Raw genomic sequence first — 16,011 nt, forward strand, 5'->3', positions numbered from 1 at the left:
AGGTGGCCATGAACAGCCCCGCTATACCATTGACCACCGTTGCGGCGCCTGTGGGTGGCGCAGCGCTTTGGCAGCAGATCTGCGCTGAGGCACGTGATGCGATCAAGACCGAGCCTCTGCTGGGTGCCTTGATCCATGCCGGCCTTTTGCATCACGAAAACTTGCAATCGGCGCTGGCGTATCGCTTTGCGATGAAGCTGTCGTCGGGCGAGATGTCCGAACAGCTCCTGCGCGAAATTGCCGATACGGCTTATGCCGCGCGACCCGAGTTGATCGCTGCGGCCGAGGCCGACCTGCGCGCCGTCTATGAGCGTGACCCGGCAACGCATCGTCTGTTGCAGCCGCTGTTGTTCTTCAAGGGCTTTCAGGCGCTCCAGGCCTATCGGATCGGCCATTGGCTTTGGACCGAGGGCAGGCGGGACATGGCCTATTTCGTCCAGATGCGTTGTTCGGAAGCCTTTGGTGTGGACATTCATCCGGCTGCGCGTGTGGGCAAGGGGATCATGATGGACCACGCCCATTCCATTGTTATCGGTGAAACGGCGGTGGTCGGGGATAATGTCTCCATGTTGCACTCGGTCACGCTTGGCGGGACCGGCAAGGCCGATGGCGACCGCCACCCGAAGATCGGCAATGGCGTGTTGATCGGTGCTGGGGCAAAGGTGCTGGGCAATATTACAGTGGGGCGCTGCAGCCGCATCGCGGCTGGCTCCGTCGTCTTGAACGACGTGCCGCCCTGCAAGACGGTCGCCGGAGTCCCCGCCCATATCGTTGGCGATGCCGGTTGTACCGATCCCGCATTCGCCATGGATCACCTGATCGACGTTACCGAGGTGGAGGCGGGGGGGGCCTAACCCAGCCGTCCTACCCACTCCGGTACGATCTGCGTTGCCGGCCCGATCAAATGCTCATGGAAATCGCGACTGACAGCGGACCGGTCAAGGTTCAGTTCCACGCAATGCGCGCCGCTGCGGCGCGCCTGATGGCCGAAACCGGCTGCGGGATATACCTGGCCTGAGGTGCCGATGGCGGCAAAGATCTCGGCCTGTTGGATCGCCTCCCATATCTGTTCCATATGATAGGGCATTTCGCCGAACCAGACGATATCGGGACGCGCAGCGGCAGTGCCGCATGCGGGGCAGAGCGTTTTCCTGTCTGTCTCCATCGGGCTGGGCCAGCGATGGCCGCAGGAGGCGCAGAGCGAACTGGCCAATTCCCCATGCATGTGAATGACGTTGGAGGAGCCGCCGCGTTCGTGCAGATCGTCAACATTCTGCGTGACCAAGGTCAACTCGTGTCGTGCCGCCAGATCCGCCAATGCGCGATGGGCGGCGTTGGGCTCGGCCTGGGCAGTAGCGGCGCGGCGGGCGTTATAGAAGCGGTGGACCAAGGCCGGGTCGCGTATGAAGGCTTCGGGCGTGGCGACATCCTCGATCCGATGGTCTTCCCACAACCCGTCTTCCGCGCGAAATGTGCGCAAGCCGCTTTCGGCCGAAATTCCCGCGCCGGTGAGGACAACGATGCGCATTCAGCGACAATAGGCCTCGGCCGTGCCAGCGAAGGCCTTGTAGCGTGCCCAGAATGCGTTGTCGGCGTCGCGTTTGGACATGCGGACGACTTGTGCCTTGTGCGGATCGCGGAAGAACGAGGCGGCCAGCCGCTGATCCGAGCGTGACAGCGTCTGGTTCGCGACCTGCTGGACGCAGCTGCACAGCGCCGGCTGGCGCGCGCCACGTTCGGACCGGACGCAGGCGCTGTCGATGGGCCCAGCTATGGCTAATGGCGTAGTCAGAATCACCGCAGCTGCGGCGATAAGAATGCGATTCATCTCTGTCTCCTCGGGTCTGCCTGATGCCTTGTCGGCTTGTTGGGGGCTGGCATTGCCACGCTCCTGTCCACAAAATCTAGCAAGAATTTCGATCTCGCTCAATATTTTGCTGTGTGCAGGCGTCGCGCCTGTGGCGGGGACGGACCCAATATCTGGTGTCACGCAGGGTGGGGTGTGAAGCCTGCCTGACGAATCACGTCATGGGCCCGAACGTGGTCGAGCCTATCCACAATGACCACCCGCCGATCGAGGTCGATCGGTTTCTCCATGATGGGGATCTGGTCGAACGGCGATCCCGTTGCGGTGTCATCCGATCAAGGCAAAGCGGTCCACGTCCACCATGCCGCGATCGGTGATCTTCAGATGTGGAATGACCGGAAGGGCGAGGAAGGCGAGCTGAAGAAATGGTTCGTGCAGGACGATGCCCAGTTCGCGCGCCGCACCACGCAACGCAATGAGCGCGTCACGAACCTGATCAAAGCCTTGATCGCTCATCAAGCCGGCGATCGGTAGCGCGAGTTCGGCCTTCACTTCACCCTGATCCACCACAACGAAGCCGCCGCCGATCTCTGCCAGACGCCGGGCAGCGATGACCATGTCGTCGTAGTCCATGCCGACGAGTGCGACATTGTGGTGATCGTGGCAGACGGTCGAGCCGATGGCACCGGATCTCATCCCGAAACCGCGCGCGAAACCATTGGCGACATTTCCGTTTTTTCCGTGTCGTTCGACCACGGCAATTCGCGCCAGATCGCGGGACGGGTCCGGTCGTCTGTCACCATCGGTCGGAGCGATCTCCTCGACCAGATGATCGGTCAGGATGCGGCCCGGTTGGATGCCGATGATCGGGGTCGCGCCCGCACCGGGCAACCGAAAGCTGCCGGCGTCCAGAGGTGGCAGATGGACGGAATCCAGCCCCACTGCGCCGCGCATCGCGCGGCCGTCGAACGCCATGGGGTCAACGGGCACACCGCCGCAGATCACCCTGCTGATGGCGCAGTTTTCCACCCCCGACAGCACCACGATATCGGCGCGTTTGCCCGGGGCAATCTGGCCGCGATCCTTCAGGCCGAAAGCCTCGGCAGCCGAAAGGGACGCGGCACGATAGACCGCAAGCGGGTCGCAGCCACGCGCGATCAGCCGGCGGATCATCGCGTCGAGATGCCCTTCCTCGGCGATGTCCAACGGGTTTCGGTCGTCGGTGCACAGACACATATAGGGTGCGGTCAACGGGGTCAGGACCGGTGCCAGCGCGTCGAGATCCTTCGAGACCGAGCCTTCGCGGATCAGGATCCTGATCCCCTTCTGCAGTTTCTCAATCGCCTCGCCAGCCGTTGTTGCCTCGTGTTCGGTGCGAATGCCGGCGGCAATATAGCCGTTCAGATCACGCCCCGATAAAAGCGGTGCGTGTCCGTCGATATGGCGCCCTTCGAAGGCATGCAGCTTCTCCATACAGGCAGGATCGCGGTCCAGCACGCCGGGATAGTTCATGAACTCCGCAAGGCCGATCACCGCGGGATGATCCGCCAGGGCCAGCAGGTCCGCCGCCTCCAGCGTCGCGCCGGAGGTTTCCATCGGCGAGGACGGCACGCAGGATGACAGGTTCACCCGCAGGTCCATCAGCATATGGCGCGACGCGTCGAGGAAATAACGGACCCCCTCGACGCCGATCACGTTGGCGATCTCGTGCGGATCACAGATGGCTGTGGTGATGCCCCGCGGGGTGACGCAGCGATCGAATTCCAGTGGGGTAAGGCAGGAGCTTTCGATATGCAGATGCGTGTCGATGAAGCCCGGCACCAATGTCGCGCCGGCCACGTCGATTTCCCGCCTGCCCTGATATTCCGCGCCGATCCCCACGATCATGTCGCCGCAGATCGCCACGTCACCGGTGATCCGTGCGCCGGTGACCATGCACCAGACTGTGCCGCCCTTCAGCACCAGATCGGCCGGCACCTCGCCCCGGCCTTGCGCTATGCGATCTTCAATGGACATTGAGGTCTCCTGCTTTGGGCTATGATCGACCGGCGGCGGCGCGGCGTAAAGGCTGACTATGCCGAGCCGGGGCGCTGAGGCAATTCCTCCGAGCGCCTGGGGTGGCGGGATGCCTCGGCCCCCGGCGAGGGCGCCCCCCACAGAAATCGCGCTCAGCTCATGCACGCAGCCCCTTCCAGCGCCCTTTGCGCGCCTGTATATGCGGCGCATGACCGACCTTGATCTCATCCGCAATTTCTCCATCGTGGCCCATATCGACCACGGCAAATCCACGCTTGCTGACCGGCTCATCCAGATGACCGGAACAGTGGCCGAGCGCGACATGAAAGAGCAGTTGCTCGACAGCATGGATATCGAGCGCGAGCGAGGCATTACCATCAAGGCCAACACGGTGCGGATTTCCTATCCGGCGAAGGACGGCAAAACCTATATCCTGAACCTGATCGACACCCCCGGTCATGTCGACTTCGCCTATGAGGTCAGCCGTTCGATGCGGGCCGTCGAAGGCTCGCTGCTGGTTGTGGATGCCAGCCAGGGGGTCGAGGCGCAGACGCTGGCCAATGTCTATCAGGCGATCGATGCCGGCCACGAGATCGTGCCGGTGCTGAACAAGATCGACCTGCCCGCCGCTGAACCCGAGCGGGTGAAAGAGAATATCGAGGATGTGATCGGCATCGATGCTTCCGACGCGGTGCCGATTTCGGCCAAGACGGGGCTGGGCATCCCCGACGTGCTGGAAGCCATCGTCACCCGTCTGCCCGCGCCCAAGGGAGACCGCGACGCGCTGCTGAAGGCGATGCTGGTCGATTCGTGGTACGATGCCTATCTGGGCGTCGTGGTGATGATCCGCGTCATGGATGGCGTGATCCGCAAGGGCGATCAGGTCAAGATGATGCAGACCGGCGCCACCTATCGGCTGGACAAGCTGGCCGTGCTGACGCCCGCGATGAAGGACATTGCCGAACTGGGGCCGGGTGAGATCGGCGTCTTCACCGCCTCGATCAAGCAGGTGCGCGATACCCGCGTGGGCGACACCATCACCCACGAGAAAAAGCCCACCGCCACGCCCCTGCCGGGCTTCAAGCCCGCGCAGCCGGTGGTGTTCTGCGGCCTGTTCCCCGTCGATGCCAATGATTTCGAGGCCCTGCGCGATGCCATCGAAAAGCTGGCACTGAACGACGCCTCCTTCAGCTATGAGATGGAAACCTCGGCCGCGCTTGGCTTCGGCTTCCGCTGCGGTTTTCTGGGCCTGCTGCATCTTGAAGTCGTCCGCGACCGGCTGGAGCGGGAATACGACCTCGACCTGATCACCACCGCGCCTTCGGTGGTGTTCAAGCTGCACATGAAGGACGGCGAGGTGCGCGACCTGCACAACCCCGCCGACATGCCTGACCTCACCTATGTCGACCATATCGAGGAACCGCGCATCAAGGCCACGATCATGGTGCCCGATGAATACCTGGGCGATGTGCTGAAGCTGTGTCAGGACCGTCGCGGCATCCAGATGGACCTGACCTATGCCGGTAATCGGGCCATGGTGGTCTATGATCTGCCACTGGCCGAGGTGGTGTTCGATTTCTACGACCGGCTGAAATCGGTGACCAAGGGCTATGCCAGCTTCGATTACCAGATCAGCGGCTACCGCGAGGATTTCCTTGTGAAAATGTCGATTCTGGTTAATGACGAGCCGGTCGACGCGCTGTCGATCATGGTCCACCGCGACCGCGCCGAGGCGCGGGGCCGGGTCATGGTCGAGAAACTGAAAGAGCTGATTCCCCGCCACATGTTCAAGATCCCGATCCAGGCCGCCATCGGTGCCCGCGTGATCGCCCGCGAAACGCTGAGCGCGATGCGCAAGGACGTGACCGCGAAATGCTATGGCGGCGACGCGACCCGGAAGAAGAAGCTGCTGGAAAAGCAGAAGGCCGGGAAGAAGAAGATGCGCCAGTTCGGGAAGGTCGAGATCCCGCAGACGGCGTTTATTCAGGCGTTGAAGATGGAGTGAGGGACCCAATGCGGTACAAAGCTAAGGAGGTCTTTGTTGCGGGTGGCATGCCCACGATTACCTATGTTGGTAGGGCAGATCTTTCTTTAGAGAAGGATCTTCGATCAGAGCTACGCGAAGGTTATAAGGTTATCTCTGTTACCGGACCCACCAAGTCGGGAAAAACTGTATTGACCAGACATGTCCTCGGAAGGGACAAGAGTATTACCGTCAATGGCGGACAGGTTAAAGATAGCGCCGAGCTTTGGTCTGATTTGCTTGGGAAGCTCTCCCTTCCCAGTGAAATTGAAACCAGCAGGGATAAAAAATATTCTGCAGGATTGCGCTGGATAATTTCGGCGCAAAGACAAGTGGCTAACGGTGAAAAGCAAAAATTTACTCAAGCTCATAAAACTAATATTTTAGAGTATATGAGGTTAAGCGATCTGACACTGGTTGTAGACGATTTTCACTATATGAACACTGATCTTCAACGTGATGTGATCAGGACTTTGAAATCTGAAGTGTTTGATGGCTTAACCGCAGTCCTAATTGCCGTTCCTCATAGGGCATTCGATGCGATCGGGGTTGAGCGAGAGATGGAGGGCCGGTTCGCGCACATCGAAATTCCTGTTTGGGATGAGAAAGAGCTCATCGAAATTTCAAAAGCAGGGTTTCCAAAACTAAATATGAACGTGAAGTCTGGAGCTATAGACCGATTCGCGCGCGAATCTCACGGCTCCCCGCTTTTGATGCAGCGGTTCTGTTCTAGACTATGCGCTCACTATGAAATCGGCGAATCTCTGCCTAAGCTGCGTGAATATAATCCTTCCGAAAAGACCTTGGAAGATATTTTTGTTTCCGTCGCTGAGCAGTTTGGTCTACCAACTTTTCAAAAACTTTCTAGGGGACCTCAATCTAGATCGAAGCGAATTGATCGGGAGCTGCGAGATGGCAGCGGCACCCTGGATCGATATGAGGCAGTTCTGCGTGCAATTGCGATGACCGGTCCGAAGGAAAAAGTTCATTACGACGAAATTCGAGATAAACTTAAGTTGCTTCTCGATGAAGGATCGGTGCCTCAGAAGCACGAAGTATCGGCCGCTTTGGGGCACATGACAGGTATTGCGAGGGACCAGATTGCTGGCGAGCCTGTATTGGAGTGGGCCGATGATTATCTCTATCTAACGGACCCATTTTTGATCTTCTATATGCGTTGGACGCAGCAAGCGTCATAGCCAGCGAGCGTAGGGTGCGTGCTCGCACGCACCATTCCCACCTCGCTGCCTAATAGTGCGTGTAAACACGCACCCTACATCCGCTCCATATCTCGATGATACGACGAATACGGCCAGTTCTCCGGCCGCCCGGCAAACCCATGCTTCACCGGGCTCCACCAGCATTAGTGCAGATGCGCCGCCATATCCTCTTCATCTCGGATGTGATGCTCCCAGAACCGCCTCTGCCAGATGCCCAGTTCGTGCCGCCGCACATGGCTTTCCCGCCGCGCCCCGACCCACAAACCCCGAGAGAACCGTGCCTTGATCAGCCGCCAACGTGTCGAATAATCCGTATCTCCCTCGGGCAGCGTCCAGATGCAATGCAGGTGATCCGGCAGCACCACACATGCGGCGATTCCGAACGGCCGTTCGGCGCGGGTTTGCGCAACCGAGGCCTTCAGAAGGCCGACATGATCCACCAGCAGCGATCCGCCACGCCCGGCCAACGTTACGGTAAAGAAGATCGCAGTTCCGGGCAGGCGTAGGCGGAGGTGGCGGGACATGCCGCAGCCTCGCACACACCCATTAACGTCTGGTGAAGATCACCCCAAAAACTCCGCCACGGTATCTGCAACCAGCTTCGGCTCCTCGGCATGCAGCCAATGGCCGCTGCGGGGGATATAGCGCAGGTCGGCCTGCGGGAAATACGCACGGATCTCGTCCGCCGCCGCACCTGGCGCCGCGTAGTCGGACGCCCCGCCGGCCAGAAACAGCGCCGGGCCGGTGAAGCTCCCCTTGGGCAGCCCCTCCGGCCAACTGGTAATCAGGGCCATCTGGTCCGACAGCACCGCAAGGTTCAGCTTCCATTGCGGCGGCTCGGCTTTCAGATCAAGGCTTTGCAGGAAAAACGCCCGCACACCCGGCTCATCCACCGATTCGGCCAAACGGCGATCCGCCTCGGAGCGCAGTTTTATTCCCGCCAGATCCAGTCCCTGCATCGCATCGACATAGCGCTGCTGGCTGTGGCCATACGCAATTGGCGCTATGTCCAGCACCACCAGCCGCCGAACCAGCTCGGGCCGCGTCAGGGCCAGCACCATCGCGGCCTTCCCGCCCATTGAATGCCCAGCGATGTCGACCACGCCGCCATGGGCAGCGATCACCTCCGCCAGATCACCCGCAAGCGCCGGATAGGAGTGATCCGCATCGCGCGGGGAATCGCCGTGATTGCGCATATCGACCGAGATGACCTTGCGCGTCCCCTCCAGTCGCCGCGCCAACCCGCCGAGGTTCTTGGCCGACCCGAAAAGCCCATGGACCAGCAGCACTGGCGGCTGGGTGGTATCGTTACCGGAAATGATTGTGTTCAGCATCATCCGCGAAGTCTAGCCGCACTGGAACGCCCCCGCCAGCCCGTCTATGCTGCCCCCCGACAGGAGGACTGCGATGACACCCTTGAACGTGCGAAGCTGGGCCGAGGAAGTCGCCGTGCTGATGGCCACGAGGCTCGGCGGTGCGCGCCGGGGCGAGAGCGTGAATCTGGACCGGATGATCCGCCGCAAGGGGGGCGCCCTGCCGCGCGGTTTGCGCAAGAAGGCGATCATCCTGCGCGATGCCGAGGCCGTCACCAATGTCCCCAAGATCGCCCGTCAGACCGATTTCAGCGCCGCAGCCCAGGCCCATGCCGATCTGGTCGCCTATCTGAAACCCTTCGGGCGGATCACCCGCATCCAGGAAAAGGCCACGAATTTCGCCGCCTCGGTGGTGTTCGGCCTGCTGGTGCTGGGAATACTGATCGTCTGGGTGCTGGTGTCGCAGGGGCATCTGTAAGCGCCGCTTTGCTTTGCCGCCGCTTTCGGATATGAGGCGCGCTTGCAGAGGAACGCGACATGGCCGAACCCAAGAAGCTTTTTATCAAGACCTACGGCTGCCAGATGAACGTCTATGACAGCTCGCGCATGGCCGAGGCGATGGGCGAAGACGGCTATGTCCTGACCGAAAATCAGGCCGAGGCGGATATGGTGCTGCTCAACACCTGCCATATCCGCGAGAAGGCGGCCGAGAAGCTGTATTCCGATCTGGGCCGGCTGAAACCCTTCAAGGCCGAAAAGCCCGATCTGAAGATCGCGGTCGCGGGTTGTGTCGCACAGGCCGAGGGCGAGGAGATCGTGAACCGGATGCCGCTGGTCGATCTGGTTGTCGGGCCGCAAAGCTATCACCACCTGCCGGCGATGGCGCGCGGCGAAGGCCCGCGTGTGCTGACCGAGTTCCCGGCCGAGGACAAGTTCGACCACCTGCCGCAAAACCGCGCCACCCGCCGCGCGCCGACCGCATTCCTGACCGTGCAGGAAGGCTGCGACAAATTCTGCGCCTTCTGCGTGGTCCCCTATACGCGCGGGGCCGAGGTCTCGCGCCCGGTCGACCGCATCCTGAAGGAAGCCCGCGATCTGGTCGCGCGCGGCGTGCGCGAAATCACGCTGCTGGGGCAGAACGTCAACGGCTGGCACGGCTTGGGCGATAGCGGGCGGGAATGGCATTTCGGTCGCCTCATCCGTGCGATTGCGGAAATCGACGGGCTGGACCGCATCCGCTACACGACCAGCCACCCCAATGACATGACCGACGATCTGATCGAGGCGCATGGGGCGGAACCCAAGCTGATGCCCTATCTGCATCTGCCGGTGCAGTCGGGGTCGGACCGGATTCTGAAGGCGATGAACCGCAGGCATACGGCGGTGGATTACCTGCGCCTGATTGAGCGTATCCGCGCGGCGCGGCCGGATATTCTGCTGACCTCCGACTTCATCGCGGGCTTCCCCGGCGAGACCGATCAGGATCACGCCGACACGCTGAAGTTGATCGAGGATGTCGGCTACGGCACCGCCTTCAGCTTCAAATATTCGCCGCGCCCCGGCACCCCGGCGGCGGGGCGCGAATGCGTGCCAGACGCGGTGGCCGATGCACGTCTGCAGGAAATGCAGGCGCTGCTGAACCGCCAACAGAAGGCCACGCAGGATGGCATGATCGGGCAGCGCGTCAATGTGCTGTTTGAAAAATCGGGCCGTGAGGCGGGGCAGATGATTGGCAAATCCGACTATCTCCATTCGGTCTTCGTCGCGGCATCGGACATCCAGGCCGGCGATCTGCGCGAGGTTGAGATTACCCATTCCGCGACCAATTCCTTGGGCGGAAGGCTGATCTGATGCCAAGCTGGGTTTGGCTGGGCGGGGCAATCGTCCTTGAGGTGATCGGAACCACCGCGCTGCAACAATCGGCGCAATTCACCCGCATCGTGCCGACGATGATAATGGCGGTCTGCTATGGGCTGGCCTTTTACGCATTGTCGGTCGTGGTCCAGAACATGCCGATGGGGGTGGTCTATGCGATCTGGTCGGGCGTGGGCATTGCGCTGATTTCGCTGATCGGCGCAGTGTTTCTGGGGCAGCATCTGGACCGGGCCGCGGTGGCGGGGATCGCGCTGATCGCCTCGGGCGTGGTGGTAATCAACATGTTTTCGGGTTCCGGCCCGCATTGACGGGCCGGCCAGTCCCGATCAGGTCTTGTCTTCAGTCGGGAGCTTGGCCGCGCGCATCGGCTCCGAGAAGATCGGTGAGGCGGCAGGGCCAGCAGATGATGCCGCTTCGGCTTCGATCTCAGGCTCGGCGCGCTTCGCGGCTGCCTCGGAAAGTCCCCCCCCTGTTGCCGCCGCTGGCGTCGCCGGGGCGGCGATGACGCCCTTGGCCTCGGCCTCGGTCAGCGCGCGGGGTTTCACCGTGGCGGCTTTCGGGCGGCGGAAGATCAGCAGATTGTGGAACAGTGTCGTGCGTCCGGTCAGACCGCTGCGTTCCTCCGATGGCAGAGTCTCGGCGCGCAGATATTCCCAGCCATCCGCCGCCATGCGATTGATTTCCTCGGTTAATGTCAGCGCGTAACGCTCGGACGGGGATTTGGCGGCCTTCGACTTCTCGCTGCGGAGCGGCGCGGGAATGGCGGTATATTCGAACGAGTTCATGCTTCTTGTCCCTGTCCTGTTGCCGTTTTCATAGGGCAGAAGCGCGGGGCTTGACCAGTCCCGTCAGCGCCGATCGGCGGAGTGGCGCATCATCCGGTCGCGGATCCAGACCCCCAGCGACAGGCCAATCTCGGTCTGGATCAGGCAGATGATGAAATTGAGGGCAATCGTCAGGAACAGCGTCGGCAGGGCGCGGGGCAGCATCGTGCCGGCAAGGTTCAGAATGGCGGGCCACGCGGCCGTCAGGGGATGTCCTTCGGCTTGAAGCGCGAGGGCGGCCGTCGCGAGGGGCAGCAGGGCGGTGGCGGCGAACAGAAGATAGGCCATGAGCCGGCTATAGGGCCGGCGGTTGGCCCAGTCTGGCCGCGCGGGCAGTGTGCCCCGCCACAAGGTGCCGACAACGGCGGCCGCCAGAACCGGCACGGCCATGAAGGCCAGACGGCCAGCGATCTGCGGCAGTCTGGCGTCGAAAATGGCGAACCGCCAGACCAGCAGCAGGGCGGGCAGTGCGATCAGCAGGAACAGCCCCGCCCACCGCCACTTGCCGGGTTGCGCGGTTGCCGCCGTCACAGCCCCAGCTTTTTCGCCACCAGATCGTTGACTGCCGCCGGGTTGGCCTTGCCGCCGGTTGCCTTCAGCACCTGACCGACGAACCAGCCGGCCAGCTTGGGATTGGCCTTGGCTTTCTCGACCTGCGCCGGATTGGCGGCGATGATCTCGTCCACGGCGGCCTCGATAGCGCCCAGATCCGTAACCTGCTTCATGCCGCGCGCTTCCACGATCTCGGCCGGATCGCCGCCTTCGGTCCAGACGATTTCGAACAGATCCTTGGCGATCTTGCCCGAAATATCGCCCTTGGCGATCAGGTCGATGATCCCACCGAGCTGGGCGCCGGTCACGGGCGAGGTTTCCACCGTCAGCGCTTCCTTGTTCAGCCGACCGAACAGCTCATTGATGACCCAGTTCGCGGCCATCTTGCCGTCGCGACCCTGCGCCACGGCCTCGAAATAATCGGCATTCTCGACCTCGGCGGTCAGCACGCCCGCGTCATATTCCGACAGACCCAGCACCTGCACGAAACGCGCCTTCTTCGCATCCGGCAGTTCCGGCAGATCGGCCTTGATGTCGTCCACCCAGGCCTGCTCGATCTCAAGGGGCAGCAGATCGGGATCGGGGAAGTAGCGATAGTCATGCGCTTCTTCCTTCGACCGCATCGACCGGGTCTCGCCCTTGTCGGGGTCGTAAAGGCGGGTTTCCTGCACGATCTTGCCGCCGTCCTCCAGGATGGCGATCTGGCGCCGCGCCTCGTATTCGATGGCCTGCTGAATGAAGCGCAGCGAGTTCATGTTCTTGATCTCGCAGCGCGTGCCCAACACGCCGAAATCGCCGGTTTCCATGAAGCGTTCGTAATCGCCCGGCTTGCAGACCGACACGTTCACGTCGGCGCGCAGGTTGCCGTTCTGCATGTTGCCGTCGCAGGTGCCCAGATAGCGCATCACCTGACGCAGCTTGGCCACATAGGCGGCGGCTTCCTCGGGGCCGCGAATGTCGGGGCGACTGACGATTTCCATCAGCGCCACGCCGGTGCGATTGAAGTCCACGAAGGACATGTTCGGGTCCATATCGTGGATCGATTTTCCGGCATCCTGTTCCAGGTGGATGCGCTCGATCCGCACGCGGCGGGCGACGCCGGGGCCCATGTCGACGATGATTTCGCCTTCGCCCACGATGGGGTGATAAAGCTGGCTGATCTGATAGCCCTGCGGCAGATCGGGATAGAAATAGTTCTTGCGGTCGAAGGCCGAGGTCAGGTTGATCGCCGCGTTCAGCCCCAGCCCGGTTTTCACCGCCTGCTCGACGCAGAATTCATTGATGACCGGCAGCATGCCCGGCATCGCGGCATCCACGAAGGCGACATTGCTGTTCGGTTCCGCCCCGAAAGTCGTCGAGGCGCCCGAGAACAGCTTGGCGTTCGAGGAGACCTGCGCATGAACCTCCAGCCCGATCACCAGTTCCCAGTCCGATTTGGCCCCGGCGATGCGCTTGGGTTCCGGCGTGGTGAATTCGAGATGGTCGAGCATGTCATTATCCTGTCTGGTCGCGCCAGTTTCTAAGCCGCGCGCGGCCTGCGGGCAAGGGGCGAGGGGGATCAGCGCAGCTTCAGGATGCGCGCAATCTCCTCCAGCGCGTCACGCTGCCGGTCGTTCAGTCCGCCTGTGCGGCTGCCAACCGTGTTCAGGATCGGCAGAAGCTGCTGGAAAGCGCCCGCGTCCAGCTTGCCCAGCCGTTTCGTCAGCCGGGTGATGGCGGGTTGCGGGCCTTGGCATTCGCCGATCAGCCAGCGGCCGAGGATCAGCATTTCGTCGGCATCGTCGCGGGGCAGGGCCAATTGCTGCGACAGGGTTTTCGCCAGCGCATATTGATCCTCGCGCGCGGGCAGGCCGCCCAGTTCGAGAAAGGCCAGCGAGATCGTGGCGATGGCCAGCTTGGGGTCATCGACGCCGTCGACCGGATGGGCATTGGCGCGTCGGCGAAAGCCCAGACGGCGCGGGGCGTTGATCAGATCACTTGCAACATTGCCAATTTCGCGCGCTGCTTCACGAGCCATGGTCAGGCGCCAGCACCAGACACCTATGGCACTAATGACACCAAGGATAACGAAAAGCATGACGCTCCCCAACTCTTTACCAAATACGGGTATTCACAGCGATAACTATCGTCTAGCGGGTCTGCAAAGGCAATAATTGCAAGCGTGGATGATGCGTAACTTGGTGAAAATGGCCGTTCTGGCTGCGGGCCTCTTGGTGGCGGCGTGTGACAGCGCCAGCATCGGCAAGGCGGCTGTGGATGCGCCGACGCTGAATGCGGGCCAGCCCGGTCTGACCCGCAAGGCGATCTCGAAACTGCCGGGGGCGGCGCCGCTGCCCGCCATGCAGTGGGACGGGCGCGACAGCAGCGCCGAATGGACCGATGCGACGCTGGCGGCGCTGGATGCCGAGGGCGCTATATTGATGTCGCGCGTCCCCTCCGATGTGATGGAGTTCTGCCCCTCCTATGCCAGTCAGAGCCCGGCTAATCGCAAGGCCTTCTGGGCGGGGCTGTTGTCGGCGATGGCGCGATATGAAAGCGGCCACAACCAGCGCGCCAAGGGCGGTGGTGGCCAGCATCAGGGGCTGATGCAGATTTCGACCTCGACAGCGCAGAATTTCGGCTGCGGTGGCTCCATGCTGGACGCCAAGGCGAATATGGCCTGCGCGGTCAGGATCGCGGCGACGCAGATCGGCAAGGACAATGCGATTGCGCGCGGCAACGGCGGCTGGCGCGGCGTCGCGCGCGACTGGATGCCGCTGCGCAACAAGGCCAAACGGGCCGAGATCGCCGGCTGGACCAGCAAGCAGTCCTATTGCAGATAGGTTGAAAAGGGGCGCCGCAGCGCCCCTTTCAGCTTAGCGCAGCTTGGCGAGGATGCGCGCCCAGCTGCGCGCGCCCTTGGCGAAGCTTTCGACATCGTATTTCTCGTTCGGCGAATGGATGCGGTCGTCATCCTTGGCAAAGCCCACCAGAATCGTGTCCATTCCGAGGATGCGCTTGAAATCCCCCGCGATCGGGATCGAGCCGCCCATGCCGATGAACACCGCCTCGCGGTCCCATTCCTCGCCCAGAGCCTGCTTGGCCGCCGCGAATGCGGGGTCCGAGGTGTCCATGACCGCCGCGGGCGAGCCGCCATGCTCGTGAAACTCGACCGTGCAGTCGGTGGGCACGAAGCGGGCGACATGGTCGCGGAAGGCGGCGCGGATCTTCACCGGGTCCTGGGTGCCGGTCAGGCGGAAGCTGACCTTGGCGCGTGCCTCGGCCGGCAGCACGGTCTTGAAGCCGTCGCCGGTATAGCCGCCGCTGATGCCGTTGATTTCCGCCGTGGGCTGGTTCCAGACCATTTCGAGGCCCGTGCGGCCCTTCTCGCCGATGGGCTGCTTCAGGCCGACGCGGGACAGGAACTCCGAGGCATCGAACTTCAGCGCCTCCCAGTCGCGGCGCAGGTCGTCGGACAGGTCTTCGACGCCGTCATAGAAGTCGGGCAGGGTGATGCGGCCGTTCTCGTCCTTCAGCGTCGAAAGCGCGTTGCACAGAATCTGGATCGGGTTGGCGGCGAGGCCGCCGAAGCTGCCCGAATGCAGGTCACGGTCGGCGCCGCGCACGACGATCTCCTCGCCCAGCAGGCCGCGCAACTGGGTGGCGATGGCGGGGCGGCCATCGGCGGCGCGCCCGGTGTCGCAGATCAGCGCCAGCGATTGCGACAGTTCGTCACGGTTCGCCTCCAGAAACGGCACCAGCGAGGGCGAGCCGGACTCCTCCTCGCCCTCGAACAGCAGGGTCAGGCCGCGCGGCAGTTCCCCATGCACCGCCTTCCAGGCGCGGCAGGCTTCCACGAAGGTCATCAACTGCCCCTTGTCATCCGAGGTGCCACGGCCGCGGATGATCGGACCGTCGGGCGTGTCCTCGATCCGGGGCTCGAAGGGCGGGTTGTCCCACAGGTTCAGCGGATCGACCGGCTGCACGTCATAATGCCCATAGAAAAGCAGCGTCTTTTCAGCGTCTTCCGGGCTGTGGGCGACCACCATCGGATGGCCCTCGGTCTCGCGGATTTCGGCGGCGAATCCGACCTCGCGCAGCTGGTCGGTCAGCCAGGTGGCGGCGTCGAATACATCGCCGTCATGGGCCGGATCGGTCGAGATCGAGGGGATGCGCACAAACGCCATCAGCCGGTCGATCGCATTGGGCAGATCGGCGTCCAGGCGGTTCAGAACTTCGTCGAGCTTGGGATCGGTCATGGCTTTCCTGACTGTTTTACTTAGGTATAACCTGCGGAAACATGGGGATAATTTCGGAAATTTGCCCTGTAACTCGCGGCGATTGACCCTTATCAATGTGGGGTCCGCTTGATCTGACATGATCGCCCCCAGCAAGCAAGGCA

At 62.3% G+C, this 16,011-nt stretch carries 17 protein-coding genes; 7 read left to right on the forward strand and 10 right to left on the reverse strand.

Annotation, left to right across the window (positions count from 1 at the left end):
* Positions 1–8: 8 nt before the first annotated feature.
* Positions 9–854 carry a serine O-acetyltransferase gene (gene cysE / locus H1S04_RS11600; RefSeq protein WP_181745744.1) on the forward strand — a complete coding sequence of 282 codons (846 nt, stop codon included), beginning with the start codon at positions 9–11 and terminating at the stop codon, positions 852–854.
* Here the strand turns inward: cysE and H1S04_RS11605 are convergent.
* The 3 genes from H1S04_RS11605 to ade form a co-directional block, all read right to left on the reverse strand.
* A complete protein-coding gene (locus tag H1S04_RS11605; protein WP_181745745.1) occupies positions 851–1,528 on the reverse strand; it encodes an NAD-dependent deacylase in 678 nt (225 codons plus the stop codon). The two genes, cysE and H1S04_RS11605, sit on opposite strands and share 4 nt — an antisense overlap.
* Positions 1,529–1,828, reverse strand: a complete 300-nt coding sequence (locus H1S04_RS11610) for a hypothetical protein (protein WP_181745746.1) — start codon at positions 1,826–1,828, stop codon at positions 1,529–1,531.
* A gap of 306 nt (positions 1,829–2,134) precedes the next feature.
* Entirely contained in the window at positions 2,135–3,823 is a 1,689-nt protein-coding gene (gene ade / locus H1S04_RS11615) for an adenine deaminase (protein WP_181745747.1), read from the reverse strand.
* Positions 3,824–4,031: 208 nt separating this feature from the next.
* Between ade and lepA the strand changes: the two genes are divergently transcribed.
* Together lepA and H1S04_RS11625 are read left to right on the forward strand one after the other, a co-directional pair.
* Positions 4,032–5,828 carry a translation elongation factor 4 gene (gene lepA, locus H1S04_RS11620; protein WP_181745748.1) on the forward strand — a complete coding sequence of 599 codons (1,797 nt, stop codon included), beginning with the start codon at positions 4,032–4,034 and terminating at the stop codon, positions 5,826–5,828.
* 8 nt (positions 5,829–5,836) lie between these two features.
* Complete coding sequence (locus H1S04_RS11625; protein ID WP_181745749.1) at positions 5,837–7,045, forward strand: hypothetical protein; 1,209 nt, start codon at positions 5,837–5,839, stop codon at positions 7,043–7,045.
* A gap of 164 nt (positions 7,046–7,209) precedes the next feature.
* On the opposite strand, the gene H1S04_RS11630 is transcribed toward H1S04_RS11625, so the two are convergent.
* The gene (locus tag H1S04_RS11630; protein WP_255435590.1) at positions 7,210–7,590 is read right to left on the reverse strand and encodes a transposase; all 381 of its coding nucleotides are present in this window, start codon (positions 7,588–7,590) and stop codon (positions 7,210–7,212) included.
* A 39-nt stretch (positions 7,591–7,629) separates the two neighbouring features.
* Entirely contained in the window at positions 7,630–8,403 is a 774-nt protein-coding gene (locus H1S04_RS11635; protein WP_370470444.1) for an alpha/beta fold hydrolase, read from the reverse strand.
* Between the two features lie 70 nt (positions 8,404–8,473).
* Here H1S04_RS11635 and H1S04_RS11640 point away from each other — a divergent pair, with 70 nt between their 5' ends.
* The 3 genes from H1S04_RS11640 to H1S04_RS11650 are packed head-to-tail and all read left to right on the forward strand — an operon-like array spanning position 8,474 to position 10,562.
* Complete coding sequence (locus tag H1S04_RS11640) at positions 8,474–8,857, forward strand: hypothetical protein (protein ID WP_181745751.1); 384 nt, start codon at positions 8,474–8,476, stop codon at positions 8,855–8,857.
* A 59-nt stretch (positions 8,858–8,916) separates the two neighbouring features.
* Complete coding sequence (gene miaB, locus H1S04_RS11645; RefSeq protein ID WP_181745752.1) at positions 8,917–10,230, forward strand: tRNA (N6-isopentenyl adenosine(37)-C2)-methylthiotransferase MiaB; 1,314 nt, start codon at positions 8,917–8,919, stop codon at positions 10,228–10,230.
* A complete protein-coding gene (locus H1S04_RS11650; RefSeq protein WP_181745753.1) occupies positions 10,230–10,562 on the forward strand; it encodes a multidrug efflux SMR transporter in 333 nt (110 codons plus the stop codon). Before miaB ends, H1S04_RS11650 begins: the two co-directional genes overlap by 1 nt.
* Positions 10,563–10,580: 18 nt before the next feature.
* On the opposite strand, the gene H1S04_RS11655 is transcribed toward H1S04_RS11650, so the two are convergent.
* From H1S04_RS11655 to H1S04_RS11670, 4 genes are all read right to left on the reverse strand, one after another.
* Positions 10,581–11,039 carry a DUF4177 domain-containing protein gene (locus tag H1S04_RS11655; RefSeq protein ID WP_181745754.1) on the reverse strand — a complete coding sequence of 153 codons (459 nt, stop codon included), beginning with the start codon at positions 11,037–11,039 and terminating at the stop codon, positions 10,581–10,583.
* A 63-nt stretch (positions 11,040–11,102) separates the two neighbouring features.
* The gene (locus H1S04_RS11660; RefSeq protein WP_181745755.1) at positions 11,103–11,609 is read right to left on the reverse strand and encodes a hypothetical protein; all 507 of its coding nucleotides are present in this window, start codon (positions 11,607–11,609) and stop codon (positions 11,103–11,105) included.
* A complete protein-coding gene (gene gatB, locus H1S04_RS11665; RefSeq protein WP_181745756.1) occupies positions 11,606–13,120 on the reverse strand; it encodes an Asp-tRNA(Asn)/Glu-tRNA(Gln) amidotransferase subunit GatB in 1,515 nt (504 codons plus the stop codon). Before gatB ends, H1S04_RS11660 begins: the two co-directional genes overlap by 4 nt.
* A gap of 68 nt (positions 13,121–13,188) precedes the next feature.
* Positions 13,189–13,647 carry a hypothetical protein gene (locus tag H1S04_RS11670; RefSeq protein ID WP_181745757.1) on the reverse strand — a complete coding sequence of 153 codons (459 nt, stop codon included), beginning with the start codon at positions 13,645–13,647 and terminating at the stop codon, positions 13,189–13,191.
* Positions 13,648–13,816: 169 nt separating this feature from the next.
* On the opposite strand from H1S04_RS11670, the gene H1S04_RS11675 reads away from it, so the two are divergent.
* Positions 13,817–14,452, forward strand: a complete 636-nt coding sequence (locus H1S04_RS11675) for a transglycosylase SLT domain-containing protein (RefSeq protein ID WP_181745758.1) — start codon at positions 13,817–13,819, stop codon at positions 14,450–14,452.
* A 33-nt stretch (positions 14,453–14,485) separates the two neighbouring features.
* Here H1S04_RS11675 and H1S04_RS11680 read toward each other — a convergent pair whose 3' ends face one another.
* Positions 14,486–15,868, reverse strand: a complete 1,383-nt coding sequence (locus H1S04_RS11680; RefSeq protein WP_181745759.1) for a M20/M25/M40 family metallo-hydrolase — start codon at positions 15,866–15,868, stop codon at positions 14,486–14,488.
* Between the last annotated feature and the right edge of the window lie 143 nt (positions 15,869–16,011).

The sequence above is a fragment of the Paracoccus sp. S1E-3 genome (genome assembly GCF_013868135.1).
Lineage (GTDB): Bacteria > Pseudomonadota > Alphaproteobacteria > Rhodobacterales > Rhodobacteraceae > Paracoccus.

Excerpts from the sequence above, each read along its gene's own strand:
- cysE (WP_181745744.1), top strand. The coding sequence starts at position 9 with ATGAACAGCCCCGCTATACCATTGACCACCGTTGCGGCGCCTGTGGGT.
- H1S04_RS11605 (WP_181745745.1), bottom strand. The coding sequence starts at position 1,528 with ATGCGCATCGTTGTCCTCACCGGCGCGGGAATTTCGGCCGAAAGCGGC.
- H1S04_RS11610 (WP_181745746.1), bottom strand. The coding sequence starts at position 1,828 with ATGAATCGCATTCTTATCGCCGCAGCTGCGGTGATTCTGACTACGCCA.
- ade (WP_181745747.1), bottom strand. The coding sequence starts at position 3,823 with ATGTCCATTGAAGATCGCATAGCGCAAGGCCGGGGCGAGGTGCCGGCC.
- lepA (WP_181745748.1), top strand. The coding sequence starts at position 4,032 with ATGACCGACCTTGATCTCATCCGCAATTTCTCCATCGTGGCCCATATC.
- H1S04_RS11625 (WP_181745749.1), top strand. The coding sequence starts at position 5,837 with ATGCGGTACAAAGCTAAGGAGGTCTTTGTTGCGGGTGGCATGCCCACG.
- H1S04_RS11630 (WP_255435590.1), bottom strand. The coding sequence starts at position 7,590 with ATGTCCCGCCACCTCCGCCTACGCCTGCCCGGAACTGCGATCTTCTTT.
- H1S04_RS11635 (WP_370470444.1), bottom strand. The coding sequence starts at position 8,403 with ATGATGCTGAACACAATCATTTCCGGTAACGATACCACCCAGCCGCCA.
- H1S04_RS11640 (WP_181745751.1), top strand. The coding sequence starts at position 8,474 with ATGACACCCTTGAACGTGCGAAGCTGGGCCGAGGAAGTCGCCGTGCTG.
- miaB (WP_181745752.1), top strand. The coding sequence starts at position 8,917 with ATGGCCGAACCCAAGAAGCTTTTTATCAAGACCTACGGCTGCCAGATG.
- H1S04_RS11650 (WP_181745753.1), top strand. The coding sequence starts at position 10,230 with ATGCCAAGCTGGGTTTGGCTGGGCGGGGCAATCGTCCTTGAGGTGATC.
- H1S04_RS11655 (WP_181745754.1), bottom strand. The coding sequence starts at position 11,039 with ATGAACTCGTTCGAATATACCGCCATTCCCGCGCCGCTCCGCAGCGAG.
- gatB (WP_181745756.1), bottom strand. The coding sequence starts at position 13,120 with ATGCTCGACCATCTCGAATTCACCACGCCGGAACCCAAGCGCATCGCC.
- H1S04_RS11670 (WP_181745757.1), bottom strand. The coding sequence starts at position 13,647 with ATGGCTCGTGAAGCAGCGCGCGAAATTGGCAATGTTGCAAGTGATCTG.
- H1S04_RS11675 (WP_181745758.1), top strand. The coding sequence starts at position 13,817 with ATGGCCGTTCTGGCTGCGGGCCTCTTGGTGGCGGCGTGTGACAGCGCC.
- H1S04_RS11680 (WP_181745759.1), bottom strand. The coding sequence starts at position 15,868 with ATGACCGATCCCAAGCTCGACGAAGTTCTGAACCGCCTGGACGCCGAT.